Source organism: Marvinbryantia sp. (assembly GCF_047017445.1).
Lineage (GTDB): Bacteria > Bacillota > Clostridia > Lachnospirales > Lachnospiraceae > Marvinbryantia.
This window is the reverse complement of the sequence record NZ_JBKXTT010000001.1, coordinates 188,293-204,348: the sequence shown is the minus strand read 5'-3', so window position 1 is coordinate 204,348 and position 16,056 is coordinate 188,293. Positions and strand designations below refer to the sequence as shown.

At 49.5% G+C, this 16,056-nt stretch carries 12 protein-coding genes; 10 read left to right on the top strand and 2 right to left on the bottom strand.

Annotation, left to right across the window (positions count from 1 at the left end; translation table 11 throughout):
- Positions 1-9: 9 nt before the first annotated feature.
- A complete protein-coding gene (locus ACLU9Q_RS00955) occupies positions 10-1,566 on the top strand; it encodes an ABC transporter substrate-binding protein (protein ID WP_296836851.1) in 1,557 nt (518 codons plus the stop codon).
- Positions 1,567-1,744: 178 nt separating this feature from the next.
- The gene (locus tag ACLU9Q_RS00950; RefSeq protein WP_296836853.1) at positions 1,745-2,563 is read left to right on the top strand and encodes a DUF3825 domain-containing protein; all 819 of its coding nucleotides are present in this window, start codon (positions 1,745-1,747) and stop codon (positions 2,561-2,563) included.
- Between the two features lie 374 nt (positions 2,564-2,937).
- On the opposite strand, the gene ACLU9Q_RS00945 is transcribed toward ACLU9Q_RS00950, so the two are convergent.
- Positions 2,938-3,429 (bottom strand): hypothetical protein, encoded by a 492-nt coding sequence (locus ACLU9Q_RS00945; protein WP_296836856.1) that lies wholly within the window; start codon positions 3,427-3,429, stop codon positions 2,938-2,940.
- Between the two features lie 23 nt (positions 3,430-3,452).
- Positions 3,453-4,676 (bottom strand): ROK family transcriptional regulator, encoded by a 1,224-nt coding sequence (locus ACLU9Q_RS00940; protein WP_296836859.1) that lies wholly within the window; start codon positions 4,674-4,676, stop codon positions 3,453-3,455.
- A gap of 247 nt (positions 4,677-4,923) precedes the next feature.
- On the opposite strand from ACLU9Q_RS00940, the gene ACLU9Q_RS00935 reads away from it, so the two are divergent.
- The 8 genes from ACLU9Q_RS00935 (at position 4,924) to ACLU9Q_RS00900 (ending at position 16,011) form a co-directional block, all read left to right on the top strand.
- The gene (locus ACLU9Q_RS00935) at positions 4,924-7,377 is read left to right on the top strand and encodes a glycoside hydrolase family 3 N-terminal domain-containing protein (protein WP_296840557.1); all 2,454 of its coding nucleotides are present in this window, start codon (positions 4,924-4,926) and stop codon (positions 7,375-7,377) included.
- A complete protein-coding gene (locus ACLU9Q_RS00930; RefSeq protein WP_296840560.1) occupies positions 7,377-8,987 on the top strand; it encodes a sulfatase-like hydrolase/transferase in 1,611 nt (536 codons plus the stop codon). Before ACLU9Q_RS00935 ends, ACLU9Q_RS00930 begins: the two co-directional genes overlap by 1 nt.
- A gap of 45 nt (positions 8,988-9,032) precedes the next feature.
- On the top strand, positions 9,033-10,535 hold the full coding sequence (locus tag ACLU9Q_RS00925; RefSeq protein WP_296840563.1) for a sulfatase-like hydrolase/transferase: 1,503 nt from the start codon (positions 9,033-9,035) through the stop codon (positions 10,533-10,535).
- A gap of 7 nt (positions 10,536-10,542) precedes the next feature.
- Positions 10,543-11,388, top strand: coding sequence for a LarC family nickel insertion protein (locus ACLU9Q_RS00920; RefSeq protein ID WP_296908481.1), 846 nt, complete (start codon positions 10,543-10,545; stop codon positions 11,386-11,388).
- Positions 11,382-12,176, top strand: a complete 795-nt coding sequence (locus tag ACLU9Q_RS00915; RefSeq protein ID WP_296838919.1) for a sulfite exporter TauE/SafE family protein — start codon at positions 11,382-11,384, stop codon at positions 12,174-12,176. The genes ACLU9Q_RS00920 and ACLU9Q_RS00915 overlap by 7 nt, the downstream gene beginning before the upstream one ends.
- Before the next feature lie 167 nt (positions 12,177-12,343).
- Complete coding sequence (locus ACLU9Q_RS00910; protein ID WP_296838909.1) at positions 12,344-13,483, top strand: carbohydrate kinase family protein; 1,140 nt, start codon at positions 12,344-12,346, stop codon at positions 13,481-13,483.
- On the top strand, positions 13,477-14,322 hold the full coding sequence (locus ACLU9Q_RS00905) for a class II fructose-bisphosphate aldolase (protein WP_296838895.1): 846 nt from the start codon (positions 13,477-13,479) through the stop codon (positions 14,320-14,322). The genes ACLU9Q_RS00910 and ACLU9Q_RS00905 overlap by 7 nt, the downstream gene beginning before the upstream one ends.
- A 153-nt stretch (positions 14,323-14,475) precedes the next feature.
- Positions 14,476-16,011, top strand: coding sequence for a putative DNA modification/repair radical SAM protein (locus ACLU9Q_RS00900; RefSeq protein WP_296838892.1), 1,536 nt, complete (start codon positions 14,476-14,478; stop codon positions 16,009-16,011).
- The last annotated feature ends 45 nt before the right edge of the window (positions 16,012-16,056 follow it).

Here is a 16,056-nt window from a genome sequence, read left to right as displayed (position 1 = left end):
AACAACAATATGAAAAAAAGAACAATGACAGTGGTACTGGCGGGGATCCTGGCGGCAGCGCTTGGCTTAAGTGCGGGCGCGGCGGATAATGCGGGGATCGCGGACGGAGTGTTAGATGTGGGATATGGGGCTGCGATCGACACGCTGACGCCGTTTCGCTCAAACGTGGCGAATGACGCGCCCTACATGATTAACCTGTATGAGTCGCTTGGATTGACAAATTCTGATGGGGAGCTGGAGCTGTGGGTCGCAAAGAGCTGGACTACAGAGGATTATTTTACCTATGATATTGAAATTTACGATTACGTGACGGATTCAGCGGGAAACAATATCACAGCGGATGATATTGTATGGTTTATTGAGGAAGCAAAAACGCGCGGTTTGAAACCCTGCTTTACAAAGGTTGAGAGTGTGGAAAAAACAGGCGATTATACGATCCGGCTGAAGATGAATACAAATATGATCGGATCATTTGATGCGGTAATGCTGGCAACGTTTGCTGTTTCGAAGGATGCGTTTCTGGCAAGTGAAAATGAATTTGCCACACAGGCGGTTACGACATCTGCTTATGAAGTAACGGAGTTTGTTGCTTCTGCAACACTGAAGTTTGAGCGGCGCGATGATTACTGGCAGGATATTGAGCTGCTCCCAAAGGCTGTCCGGCCGCAGGTGCAGAGCTGCAAATATCATATCATAACAGAGGCCTCCCAGATGGGAATTGCTTTGGAGACAAATGTGATTGACGTGGCGATTCAGATGGATAACAGTACGGCAATTCAGTTTATAGACAATCCCGATTTTCATGTGGAGATTACGGATGGAACGAAGGGATGGACGCTGTTTTTTTCAGGCTCGGAAGAACGTCCGGCAGGAAGAGACGAAAAGCTCTGCCAGGCGATCTGCTATGCGATTGATACGGAGGCTATGGTGGTGGGTCTGTGCAACAGCGCCGAATATGGGGATGTGATGGCGGATCCCTGCGGACAGGGGCTGATCGGTTTTGATCCGGAGTGGAAAAACGAGGATTATTACTCCTATAATCCGGAAAAGGCGAAAGAAATTCTGGCAGAATCCGATTATAATGGTGAAACGTTAAGTATTCTTTGTTCGTCCGAGACTTTTAACCAGCGTATGGCACAGATGATCCAGGCATATTGCGGAGCGGTTGGAATTAATGTAGAGCTGAACAGTCTGGATATCGCGGGCGTTATGGCAATCCGTCTGGATGGAAGTCAGTATGATATGTTTATCAATACGATTCAGGGACCGTTTCTGGCGGATCACTGGTCTATACGATATGATCCGGCAGCATATTCCACCGGGGATGGAACAAGCAGACATGACTATGAGCTTGCGGAGCTGCTTTATAAAACCTGGACGGTAGAAGGTTATACAAAAGAGAATATTGATGAGGTACACGATTATCTGAGAGATCATGCGATTGCTTACGGACTGATCAATCCAAAGATTTTTACTGTATGGAATAACGAGTGCGGGTTGGAAGAAGAGGTAATTGAAACATTGGGTTACATTGCGCCCACAGCATCAAAATGGACAATTTTTTAGAAAAATTCGTAATACAAAAAATAAATTACAAAAGGCTCAGTCGGTTGCGGCTGAGCCTTTTTGAAGAGGTAATTGTGAGAATAGCGAGCGGTATTTCATAATGTTGTATCTTGACATTACAGAACATATGTTCTATAATAAAGATGAAATAAAAAATATTATATAAAAATTGGGAGGAATGATGATGGAGAAAGAGTACTCACCGGAAGGGTATTTGTATAAAGATGCATATTTGGGCAACAAAGATTCCTATCAAAGTAAAATAAATTACCTAGCCAAAATGGCACAGCCAGAGGAATGGGATTATCCCGGAGTTAATCAGAGCAAAGATCATTTTATTCTGAAGAACTATATCCTATATACTTATGATCAAGTAAGATATGAAGGGAAAATAGGGATATCTTCAGATGGAAATAGTATGTGTTTTAACACGGGACTCCAAACTGTGAATGGAAATGATATATATGCATATTTTGTTAAAAATCTGAGTCCTGCTGCTCGCGAAGGACAGGATTGGTATTTTATTGGATTTAATCAGGGAGTCGATTCTAGAATGAAGTGTTTCAGCAACCTTCCGGAGATTGCAAATTATTTTACAAATCCAGCGGATTTTATTTATGACAGATCATTGGAACTGATTATGGATTATGATCATATCATTGATGATAATTATGACAGGTTTGTGGACATTGGATATACTGATAAACATGTGATAAAAGCACTTCTGATGAGTGCAACTGTCAGCATTAAAGAGAAGATAAAAAGAAACTATAAGCTGGCAATACCACAGTACTTTACTGATAAAGGGACAAGAGAATCAAAGATACAGCTTTTATTGCCGTTATTTTTAAAAGGAAATAATATGCATGCGGATTTAGCCTTGGTTGTTGACAAAACACAGCATAATTATATTGGAAAAACAATTCTTACATTAGAATGGGCATATGTAAACTCCAGAAGGATAGTTAAACCAGATGTTGATTGGTTAAAAATTTAGCTTTTTTCAACTTTGGGGTTGTAAAGTGATTTAAATTTGTGTATAATAAAAATACGTTTAAGGAAGCATATATTATTTAAGAAACTAGAAGTGTAATATTGAGCAATTAGATTTAAGAGTAAAGTATAAAAGGTATAAGCTATGTTTAAGGAGTTGCCGCATTAAGTGATTGGTGCAGCAACTCTTTTTTTATTCCCACGAGCAATGAGCTAAGTAGACATGCCAGAGTGTCTATTTGGCGGTACTGTGTGCCGATGGCACACATTTAGCACCGACCGAAGTGAAACGCAGACCTGTCGTGTAGGATCAAATCCCCGATGCGTCCATCGCTACTAGCTTGATGCCCCGTATGCTTGCAACGGGGGATTTGACTGCTATTCGATATGCAGCTTTCCGGTATTGTAGGTGTGTATTTTATTGCTCCACATACTTTGCACCCAGGCGGTGCGTTCTTTCGTATAGAGCAGAAAAATAAGATCCTTTGGCGGCCACTTCATACCGAGATTAAACCGTTCTGCGTCGTTTAATTCCTTTGGTGAAAAGTATAAATACATATCGCCGGTCTTATCGGGGTTCGATTTGTTGAATACTTTTGTTCCAATTACACCGGTTTCTTTTACCTGGCTCCAGAGAATTTTTTTGCGGGCGATTCCAAGAAACGAGCAGTATACGCCTTCCTCGTCTATCGTGACAGTGGAGCCGTAGACAAAAACAGGAAATACAAAAATAAGTGCCAGGATTCCGAAGATAAGTGCGGAGAGCGGTTCCCGGATATAAAGCATGGCTCCGGAAATAGTGCCGCATACCAGAACTGTTCCGAGACCGACGGCAAATTTATATGGATTTGCAAAAAATCGTTTGCTCATGACTGTTTCCTTTCTGTATCAGATTATTCCGTGAAGCTTTCCAGATCGCTGCTGATCGCAACAGCTGCTGCACCGATAGCGCCGCTTAAGCTGCTGGCGTCCATGAAATGGAATTCTGTATCGGTATGTATTTTATTATAGAGATTTTGAGAGACAATATCCAGAAGGTCAGTACGATTCTGCGGATTCTGGAAAAGCTTGCCCTCGATCAGCATTTTCTGCGGACCGCTGAAATTAATAATGTTGGCGATTGCGAGTCCAAGCATGAAAATAGCACCCTGGATAATTTCCCGGACCTTTGTATCCCCCTGCTTTTGCGCTTCAAGGATCATCTCCATCGTCAGACCTGAACCGGAGGGACAGAGCTTTTTCAAAAATGAAGATGTGCCGGAGGTTATAAGCTCACGGCAGGCGGAGATGATCACGTGATCTCCGGAGTAAGCTTCCAGACATCCGTGGTTTCCGCAGACGCAAAGCGGACCGGAAGGATTCATTACCATATGTCCGATCTCGCCGGCGCCGACAATGGACCCCATAGAGATGGAGGTATTTAATACAAAGGGACAGGCAATTCCGGATGCAACAAACAGATACGCAAAGGTAGGAACATTGTTTAAAAGATCACGCTGGAACATCTGAGCAGCAGTGGCGCGGGCACAGGAATTGTTTTCCACCTCAATTGGTCCGCGGTAGCCGGTAAGCGCTGCGATATCTCCGCGCAGATTCTTGTTTGCCCAGTTATAGCCGGGGTGGATGCCAAGATATCCGCTTTCCCGATCTACAAGTCCGGGGGTGCAGAAACCGATCCGCGCAATTTGGTCAAGCTTCAGACCACCTTTTTCTACGGTCTCCAGAATCATGCCGCATGCTGCCTGGATGTTTTGATTATAATCTTCATAGGGAGTTTCATCCTCTAACTGATAAAGGACGCTGCCGCGATAGTCTGTAATGCAGACGGCCCGGCGGGTGCCGCGCATTTCTACGCCAAGAAAATAGCGGGCATCTGCGTTAATGTCAATGAGATGTGCTTTGCGTCCAAGGTAGCCGGAGACGGCGCCGTCCACTTCATGCACAATCCCGGCGGCAATCATTTTATTTACGCAGGCAGTGATCGTGGGAAGCGTGAGACCAAGCATCCCGGCAATATCAGACCGTTTCAACGGCCCATAATAGTAAATCATCCGGAGAATAGAAGAATGATTGGTTGCTTTGGAACGCACTGGGTTTGCACCTTGAGAAAACTGCATAAATCCACTTCCCTTCTGTATAAGATTATAGAAAAAGCATGTATAATTAATTTAATTAATGATTATAGAAAAATTATACAAAATGTACTTTTGGATTGCAAGTATGAAATTAGGGAAAATAAGGAAAAATGCGTGTACAATACAACCAAAAATAATGTATTATATTTAGTAATATCTCCCTATTGACGAAAAAACATTGTCATTATATAATTAATTAAATTAAATAAATAATACAGGAGGATAAAGGATGGAAATTTATAAGGACAAAAATCAGACAACAGAGGCGCGCGTAGAAGATCTTCTTTCCAGAATGACGCTGGAAGAGAAAGCGGCGCAGCTCTGCGGAGATCTCGCAGCGGCATTTATCGTGGACGGTAAGGTAGATATCAATGCGCTGCGTGAAAAATTTCCGGATGGGCACGGACGATTCACCCAGTATTCTCTGGTAGGACTGGTAGATCCGGTTCAGATTGCGGAAATTTCCAATCAGGTGCAGGAATATTTTGTAAAGGAGACACGTCTTGGTATCCCGGTAGCGCTGCAGACAGAAAATCTTTGCGGTTATCCGGCGGCGGGCGGGACACTGTTTCCGGCAATGATTAATATGGGATGTACATGGGAGCCGTCTCTGGCGGAGAAAATGAGCGCGATTATCGGACAGGAGAGCCGCAGCGTGGGCATCAGCTCTGCGATGAGTCCGGTAATCGACGTTTCCCGGGATCCGCGCTGGGGCCGCACTTATGAATGCTTTGGCGAGGATCCTTATGTAGTCAGTCAGTTTGGTATCCATTATGTACGCGGAATGCAGGAGCAGGGTGTCAGCTGCATTGCCAAGCATTTTCTGGGTTATGCAGAGACACAGGGAGGTTTAAATACGGCAGCGGCTCGATTAAATGACAGAGAATTGTACGAGGTATTTGCAACACCGTTTGAGGCGGCAGACAAGGAGGCGCATCTGGGCGGGATGATGGCAAACTACGGCGAGATTGACGGACTTCCTGTTATCGACAACCCGAAGATTGCACGTACGCTTCTGCGAGATACGATGGGATTTAAGGGTATGCTGACATCGGACGGCGCGGCGGTTTTAAAAACCTACAATTATTTTAAAATTGCAAAGTCTTATGAGGAAGCGGGACTGCTGGCGAAAAAGGGCGGCTGTGACACGGAGATCCCGGTGGGAGCTGCATATAAACATCTTCCGGAATATGTACGATCAGGGGAGTTAGACGAGGCATTGCTGGACGAATCGGTACGCCGTATCCTGACCATTAAATTTGAAACGGGTCTGTTTGAGAATCCGTACTGTGATGTGGAAAAAGTAAAAGAGGCGATGAACAATGCGCAGAAAAATGCGCTCAGCAGAGAAATCGCGGAAAAGTCTCTGGTGCTTCTGAAAAATGACGGAATGCTTCCGCTGAAGCAGGGGGCAAAGGTAGCGGTGATCGGACCGCACGCGGACAATCTTCGTTATCCGGTGAGCGGATATACCTATCCGGCATACATTGAGATGCTTACTGCCGGGGCGAGCGGACAGCAGACCTCTTTCAATGGAATTGCGGACGAGCAGGCGAAGCTGGAAGCGGAGAGCGAAGAGCCGGGCAAGAAGAAAGTAAAAGGACCGTTTGCTGCAATGTATGAGATGTTTTCAGATGATGACAGGGCAAAGCTTGGCGACATGAACAGTGTGCTGCGCGGTATGGGCGCGCATAGTCTGAGGGAAATGCTTGCACGGCGGGCAGAGGTCGTGTATGCGCAGGGCTGTGATATCATCGGAGAATCCAAAGATGGTTTTGCGGAGGCCGTACGGGCGGCGGAAGAAGCGGATGTTGTGATCATGGCGCTTGGCGGAAACAGCGGCTGGGTGAATGTGACCGGAGGCGAGGGAAAGGATCGTCAGTTCCTGGATCTTCCGGGTGTGCAGCAGCAGCTTCTGGAGGCGGTGACAGCGGTCGGAAAGCCGGTGGCAGTCGTTCTCTACGGACCGGGCGTGTTTGCAGTGAACTGGGCGCAGGAGCATGTATCCGCGATCCTGCAGGCGTTTATGCCGGGACAGTTTGCGGCGGAGGCAGTCACAAAGGTATTGTACGGCGACGTGAATCCGGGCGGAAAGCTTACGATGTCGGTACCGCGCAGTGCCGGTCAGATTCCGGTTTACTATAATCACAAAAACGGTTCCGGTTATCAGAGCGGCGCCGATACGGGAACAGGTTCCGGCATCTTCAGCGGCGGTTATGTGGACGGCGCCTGCGACCCGCTTTATAAGTTTGGTTATGGACTGAGCTACACGGATTTTGAGATTACGGATCTGCAGCTGGAAAATACGGAGGTGCCGACGGATGGTATGATCGAGGCATCCTGCCGTGTGAAGAATGTGGGTGCGCTTGCGGGCGATGAGGTGGTGCAGCTTTATACCAGCTTTTTCGGGGCGCATGTGACAAGACCGAATATGCAGCTTGCAGGTTTTCAGCGGGTTTCCTTAAAACCAGGTGAGGAAGCGACTGTGAAATTCCATCTGAATACCGCGCAGCTTGGCTATTATAACGAGTATATGGAATTTGTGGTAGAGCCGGGCGATCTCACAATAATGGCAGGTAATTCGTCCGATCATCTGACAGAGAGACGCCTGGTGAAGCTCACCGGCAAAGCGGTAAACGTGATGGGCAGACGCGCCTATACCTGCAAATCGGAGATCGCGTAATGAAGAAAAAACCGCATATTATTATTTTTAATCCGGATCAGATGCGCGCGGATGCTCTGGCGCATCTGGGCAATCCGGCGTCGTCCACACCGTTTCTGGATGAATTTGCGAGAACAGATGCCGTGTCCTTTCGAAATGCTTTCTGTCAGAATCCGGTCTGCGTTCCGAGCAGGTGCAGTTTTTTTACCGGGCTGTATCCGCATGTGCGGGGACATCGCACGATGCAGTATCTGCTGCATGAGGATGAAAGCAACTTATTTACGGAACTGAGAGACGCCGGTTACTATGTGTGGATGAACGACCGCAATGACCTGATGGCAGGACAGATTCCGGGACTTTTTGAGTCGGCTGCCGATGAGATCTGCTATGCGTCCGGGCAGTCGGATGCCCCGGGACCGGAAAAACATCTGCGCGGTAAACCGGGAGACAAAAATTATTATTCTCATTTTGAGGGACGTCTGGGACTTGACGCACAGGGGAGAAATTATTCTGCGGATGACATTGCAGTGGATGCGGCGATTGACCGCATCCTGCACCCGGCGGATGAAAGACCGCTTTGCCTGTTTCTCGGGCTGATGTACCCGCATCCGCCGTATGCAGTGGAAGAACCGTATTTTTCTATGATAGATCGAAAGAAGCTGCCGCGCCGCGCAGGACGTGGGGAAGGCAAGCCGGTGCTCCAGAAACGCCTGCGCGAATATATGCAGATGGACGATTACACCGGGGAAGACTGGGATGAGCTGCGCGCATGCTACCTTGGCATGTGCCGCAAGGTGGACGATCAGTTCCGCAGACTGTGCGATGCATTGAAACAAGCTGGTATCTATGATGATTCTGCAATTTTCTTTTTGAGCGATCATGGGGATTACACCGGAGATTATGATATTCCGGAGAAAGCGCAGAATACCTTTGAGGATTGTCTGACAAGGGTGCCTCTTTTGATCAAACCGCCTAAGACGGAGCATACGGACCCCGGAATTGCAGATGCGCTGACGGAGCTGGTAGATTTTTACGCTACAGTGATGGACTATGCCGGGGCAGAACCCACTCAGGATCAGTTTGGAAAAAGTCTGCGTCCGATCCTGGAGGATCGCACAAAGCCTGGCAGAAAATATGTGTTCTGCGAGGGCGGACGGATGCCGTATGAGCTGCAGTGTGATGAGTATCATGCCGCAGCCGGAAAAAGCCAGAAGGTTCCGATGGAAAGTCTGTACTATCCGCGGCAGCTTGCGCAGACGGATGCGGAGGCTCACACAAAGGGAACGATGATCCGGTCGGAGCAATTTAAATATGTGCATCGTGCGTCGGGCGCGCATGAATTTTATGATTTGAAAAAGGATCCGCTGGAGGAAAAGAACTGCTGCGGGAAGGCTGAATATGAAAAAGAGATCCTGGATATGAGGATGGCGATGCTTGACTGGTATCAGACTACCTGCGACGTCGTGCCGAGGGAATATGACCGACGTTTTACAAAGGAGGCACTCTGGCGGCGGGTACAGAAAAAATGTCCGCCGGGAGAGGAAGAACGGATTCGTGCTCTGATTGACAGCGGAGCGGGTCCGGCGATGATAGCGGCGGAAATAGAACGCAGGTCAAAAGAGCATATTTAACGGCAGAGAACGAATGATTCGCTTTGCAGGAGGGAAACAGGGAGAATGAAAAAAGATATTTTACTTTTTATGTCGGATCAGCATTCCTACCGGCTTCAGGGCTGCGCCGGAAATTCGATCGTGCGCACACCGACGCTGGACTGGCTAGCCAGGCATGGCGCGGCAATGACAAATACAATGACAGCGTGTCCGCTCTGTGTTCCGGCCCGTGCGGCGATGGTTTCGGGACAGCTGCCGAGCAATAATAAGGTATTATTCAATTTCAGCGCATTGGATTCCAATCAGGCGACATTTCTGCATAGCCTTAATGCTTCCGGCTACGAGACGGTACTGTGCGGGCGGATGCATTTTGTGGGACCGGATCAGCGTCATGGGTATGCGAAGAGGATCGCAGGGGATCGCACTCCGGTATTCCACAATGCGGTGCCGAAGGAGCAGCAGGAAAAGGAGGGCGGACGCGGCGTGCGCGGCTACGACGAGAACAGCTCCCTGTATTATATGGGAAGCGGCGATTCCCCGGTGCTTGCATACGACCGCAATGTGACGGAGCGTGCGGTGGATTTTTTGAAGCAGGAACATGAAAAGCCGCTGTTTCTGACGGTTGGCGTATATGGGCCGCATTTCCCGTATGTGGCGCCGAAGGAATTATACGATTATTACTATGATCGTGTTCCGGTGGACGATATCACACTGCAGAAAAAGGAACATCCGGTGCTTGCAGGGAAGATGGCGGAGACAGATCCGGAGGTTGTGCGTGCCGCGCGCGCTGCTTATTATGGTCTGGTGGAAGAGACCGATCGTAATATCGCGCAGGTTTATGAGGCTTTCCAGGCATATCTGAAGCGGACAGGACATGAGGGGATTTTTATTTATACCTCTGACCACGGAGATATGAATGGGAATAAAGGCTATTATGGAAAACAGGTATTTTACGATGATTCCGTACATATTCCGTTCCTGATCCAGGGAGACGGCATCCCGCAGGGAATACGGATCGACAGCCCGACGAGTCTGCTGGATCTGGCACCGACGGTATGCGAGCTGGCAGGTGCGCAGGTATTAAAAGGCGATGGAAAGAGCCTGGCGTCTCAGCTTATATCTGGAAAACAGGATGAGGAGCGTATGGTAGTCGGCGAACTGTACACCTATCTCGCGCAGGGAGGCTCCTCTCTGGGCAGAATGGTGCGCTGGAAACAGTGGAAATATATTACTTATTCTGGCTTTGAAGAAGCAGATCAGCTTTTTGATCTTGAAAATGATCCGCAGGAAACGGAGAATGTGATTGAAAAGTACCCGGAAATTGCAGAAAAGCTTTTGGCAAAGACCAGGGAATATAAAGATTATGATACCGTGATGGAGTATGAGAGCTGGCTGATGGATCAGCTTCGCATTTTAATGAAGTGCAGCTATGACGATACGCAGGAACGATGGGTATGCCCCGAGCTGGATCTGCCCGAAGAACTGGTAACGCGAAAGCAGCCCTTTGCGCCGACGCCGTGGGTGAAGGAATTATTCCGGCAGCTTTCACGGAGCGATGGAGAAAAGTGAGGATATTATGGCGAAAAAGGTATTATTTTTTGACTGCTCTTCCGGAATCAGCGGCGATATGACGCTGGGAGCGCTTCTGGATCTGGGTGTGGATCAGGACGTTTTTTTAACGGAGCTGGGAAAGCTGCATCTGGATGGATACCGGATAAAGATCGGCCGCACAGAGCGAAATGGCATACAGGCAAACCATGCAGATGTAATTCTGACTGAGGAGCATGAGCACGCGCATACGAACGAGCACGCGCATACGCATGAGCACGCGCATATGCATGAGCACGCGCACGGCGGGGAACCGGAGCATTCCGGGGAAGCCGGGCACGATCATGGACATTCGCACCGTGCGTTTCGGGATATTCAGGAGCTGATCATGGAGAGCGGGCTGGAATCTGATGTGAAAGACCTTGCTTTGCGCATTTTTCGGCGTGTGGCGGAGGCAGAGGCAAAGGTGCACAGGAAAGCTGTCGGGGACGTGCAGTTTCATGAGGTGGGAGCCGTTGATTCTATCGTAGATATTGTGGGATGCGCGATACTGATTTCTATGATAAAGCCGGAAGCTGTTTATGCATCGGTAGTACAGGATGGTCATGGATTTATCCACTGTCAGCATGGGATATTATCCGTGCCGGTGCCGGCAGTGCTGGAGATTTTTGCAGCATCAGAGGGTATATTGCGTCAGATCGATGTGGATACGGAAATGGTTACGCCTACCGGGGCGGCAATTATCTGCGAGCTGGCGCAGTCCTTTGGCGAAATGCCGGCTATGAAGATTCAGGCGGTCGGCAGAGGTACCGGAACCAAAATTCTTCCTGTAGCCAATATGCTGCAGGTAATCATGGGAGAACAGGTATGGTGAGCTATCTATATATAATTTTTCTGGCGGTCAGCTTCGGCGCTTCGGTTATTGGCGCAATCTGTGGAATTGGCGGCGGGGTGCTGATCAAGCCTTTACTGGATGCTTTCGGGGTACTCAGCGTATCCACCATCAGCTTTCTGTCCGGCTGCACAGTGCTCTCGATGTCCTGCTACTCTGTGGGAAAGGCAATGCAAAGCGGTGATTCTCTGGTAGATAGAAAAACGGGGACGCCGCTTGCTATCGGTGCGGCAGCAGGCGGTATTGCCGGTAAAATGATGTTTCAGTATCTGACAGAGCTGTTTCCGGATAAAGATCGTGTGGGAGCGGTTCAGGCCGCCTGCCTGCTGGTGATTACCTTTGGAACGCTGGTCTATACGCTGCGTAAGGACAAAATCAGAACGCATCATATAAAAAATCCGGCAGTATGCATAGCAATTGGACTGGCGCTTGGTATCTGTTCCTCTTTCCTTGGAATTGGCGGCGGACCGATTAATCTGGTGGTATTGTTTTTCTTTTTCTCTATGGATACCAAAACAGCGGCACAGAATTCTCTCTATATCATTCTGTTTTCGCAGATAACCAGCCTCATCAATACGCTGGTAACGCGCACCGTACCGGAATTCAGCATTGGTCTGCTGATTCTGATGGTTGGCGGCGGAATCCTTGGAGGTATGGCGGGAAGAGCTATCAACCGGAAAATAGACGGAAGTGTTGTAAACCGGTTATTTATCGGATTGATGGCAGTCATCATGTTGATTTGTCTGTATAATATTTATCAGTTTTTATAGGTGGAAAATTTTTACCGAAAAGCGTCGGTGCGCATCAGGCAGTCACCGGCGCTTTTGCTATGGAAAAGTCATACGCTGAAAAACAAATTTGTCCGGGCATATATTGCCCAAATATGTTATGATAAATTTATCACAGAAATACAGTTTGCAAAAAAGGCGGTGAATATATGAAGAAAAAAATTATTGCGGCAGGTCATATCTGTCTGGATATCACACCTGTTTTTCCGGCGGGAAAGATGGGGAGTCTGACAGAGATCCTGAAGCCGGGAAATCTTGTACATATGGACGGCGCAAAGGTGCATACGGGCGGATCGGTTGCGAATACCGGGCTTGCGATGAAGCTTTTGGGGGCAGACGTTTCGCTGATGGGAAAGGTCGGCGCGGATGCGTTCGGCGAGCTTGTGCTCGGTATTTTAAAGAAATACGGCGCGCAGGAAGGAATGCTGGTTGCTGCGGACGAGGCGACTTCATACTCCGTGATCCTGGCGCTGCCGGGTATCGACCGCATTTTCCTGCATGATCCGGGAGCAAATGATACCTTTTGCAGCGACGATATCCCGCAGGAAGCGCTTGAGGAGGCGGCTCTGTTTCACTTCGGGTATTCGCCGATCATGAAAAATATTTACGCGGATGACGGGGAGGAGCTTCTGAAAATCATGCGGCGCGCGAAAGCGTGCGGGGCGGCGACCTCCCTTGATCTTGCGGCGGTTGATCCCGATTCGGAAGCCGGGAGAGCGGACTGGGAAAAAATTCTCACACGAGTGATACCGTATGTGGATTTTTTTGTTCCAAGCGTGGAGGAGCTTTGCTTTATGCTGGATAAGGAGCGCTTTGGAAGATGGCAGGAGCGCGCTGCCGGGCGTGATATCACGGAGATCCTGGACGTGGAGACAGACGTCAGACCGCTGGCGGATCGCTGCATGGAGCTCGGTGCGAAGGTGCTTCTGATTAAATGCGGCGTGCCGGGCATGTATTATCAGACGGCGGACGCGGAGATTTTGCGGGGGATCGGCGCGAAAGCAGGACTGGATGCAAAAGGATGGGCAGGGAAGCGTGGCTTTGAAAAGAGCTACGTCCCGGAGCGGGTGCTTTCGGCGACCGGAGCCGGGGATACCAGCATCGCAGCGTTTCTGACGGCAATGCTGAAGGGCTGTTCCCTGGAGGATACCATGCATCTTGCCGCGGCGGCCGGCGCTTCCTGTGTGACGGCGTATGATGCACTTGGAGGCTTAAAATCCTTCGAAGAATTGCAGGCAAAGATAGATTCCGGATGGAAAAAGACAGGCGGGGAGGAAAAAGTATGTTAGTAAATATGAATGAGGTGCTGCTTCCGGCAAAGAAGGGCGGCTACGGCGTAGGATTTTTCAATGCGGTAAATGTGGAGATGGCGCGGGCAGTCATCGGGGCGGCGGAGGAGCTTCGCGCGCCGGTGATGGTTGGAACGGCAGAGGTGCTGCTTCCGGCAATGGAGCTGGAGCGCGTGGCGGAATATCTGATTCCGATGGCAGAGAAAGCATCTGTTCCGGTGTGTGTCCATTACGATCACGGTCTGACCTTTGCGCGTTGTATGCAGGCGCTGCGCCTTGGATTTACGTCGGTGATGTACGACTGCTCCACGGCGGGTTACGGGGAAAATGTGGCGAAAGTGGCGGAAATGGTAAAAATCTGTCACGGGATGGGCGTGACCGTTGAGGGCGAGCTTGGGCACGTGGGAGACAACGAGGGCGCAGGACGGCTGGCGAACCCGGAGGATTTTTATACCGACCCGCAGCAGGCTGCAGATTTTGCGGTGCGCACAGGCGTGGATTCCCTTGCGGTGGCGGTTGGAAACGCCCACGGCGATTATAAATTCACGCCAAAGCTTGATTTTGACAGAATAGCGGAAATCGAAGAGGCGACGAAGCTGCCGCTGGTGCTTCACGGAGGAAGCGGCCTGTCTGATGATGATTTTAAAATTGCGGTGCAGAAAGGCGTCTGCAAGGTGAATATTTTTACGGATATTGATAGGGCTGGAAAAACCGGAATTGAGGCGGGAATAAAAGCCGGGGCGGATTCCATGTATAAGCTGATACCGTATGAGATCGAGGCAATGAAGAAGGTCGCGATGGAAAAGATACAGTTGTTTGGAAGCGCAGGAAAAGTGTAGCAGAAATGTAAAAAAATACTTGCAATCATCGAACATAAGTTCTATACTGTAAATAGAACTTATGTTCTTTTTTGCGCGGCGCCCAATCAGGAAATTTGCGTGCAAAAAAGATGCCGCGGCAGGGGCAGACAGAAAGGCAAAGGAGAATGCACCATGGAAATCGTATCGGATTTATCGCTTCAGGAAAAACTGCATATATTAGCGGATGCGGCAAAGTACGACGTCGCCTGCACCTCCAGCGGGGCAGACCGAAAGGGGAAAAAGGGATCTCTGGGGAATTCCGTGGCGTGCGGTATCTGCCACAGCTTTGCATCGGATGGACGCTGTATTTCCCTTCTGAAGATATTGCTGACGAATCACTGCATTTACGACTGCAAATACTGCATCAACCGTTCCTCAAACGACGTTGTGCGTACGGCGTTCACGCCGCGGGAGGTCTGTCAGCTTACGATAGAGTTTTACAGGCGCAACTATATAGAAGGGCTGTTTTTAAGCTCCGGCGTCTGGAAGAACCCGGCGTACACTATGGAGCAGATCTGCCAGACGCTGTATCTGCTGCGCACAGAGTACCGGTTTAACGGATATATCCACGTAAAGGCGATCCCGGGAGCGCCGCAGGAGCTGCTGGCGGCGGCAGGCTATCTCGCGGACCGCATGAGCGTCAATCTGGAGCTGCCGACGGGGGAAAGCTTAAAAAAGCTTGCGCCCAACAAGAGCCACAAAGCAATTTTAAAGCCGATGCGCATGATGACGGATACCATCGCGCAGCACCGCCTCGCAATCGGGAAAAGCGCGCAGATGGAGCGCAGTTTCGGCAACCGGTATCTGGCGAACAGTATCTTCTCGACAGCGCAGCTTGAGGGGAAAAATGATACCGGCTCCACGCTGCCGTCTGAAAATGCGGGCGTATCCGGGAAAAATACATCGGCGGGAAACCTAAGCATATCCGGGGATGATGCGCCGCTTGAAGATCCGGGTGCATCGGGGGATTTCGCACTGCCTGCCGGGTTTCGCAAAATGGACTGGAGGCGTCCGTTTGCGCCTGCCGGACAGAGTACGCAGATGATTATCGGAGCGACGCCGGAGTCAGATTACCATCTGATCAAAACGACGCAGCATTTATATCAGACCTACGATCTAAAGCGTGTGTTTTTTTCGGCTTATGTGCCGCTGAACGAGGACAGCGCCCTGCCAGCGCTGGATACGCCCACGCCGCTGCTGCGGGAGCACCGGCTGTATCAGGCGGACTTCCTGCTGCGGTTTTACGGTTTCCAGGCGGATGAGCTTCTGACGATAGAGCGCCCTAATTTTAACGAGCTGCTTGACCCGAAATGCGACTGGGCGCTCCGGCATCTGGAGCTGTTTCCTGTGGAGATCAACCGTGCGCCCTATGATATGATCCTGCGCGTTCCGGGGGTAGGACCAAAATCAGCGATGCGGATCGTACAGGCGCGAAAACACGGCACGCTTGATTTTTCTCATCTGAAGCGTATCGGAGTGGTGCTGAAAAGAGCGCATTATTTTATCACCTGCTCCGGCAGGATGATGTATAAGACGCCGATCGAGGAGCAGTATATCACGCGGCAGCTTGTCGGTACCAATCAGAAGGAAAACTGGCAGATCATGCATCAGAATGAGCAGAGCTTCCGGCAGATGTCGCTGTTTGATGATTTTCAGATGCAGGCGTGAAAGCAGATCCTTTGGATGGATGGAAACCGAAATACAGCGCAGGCT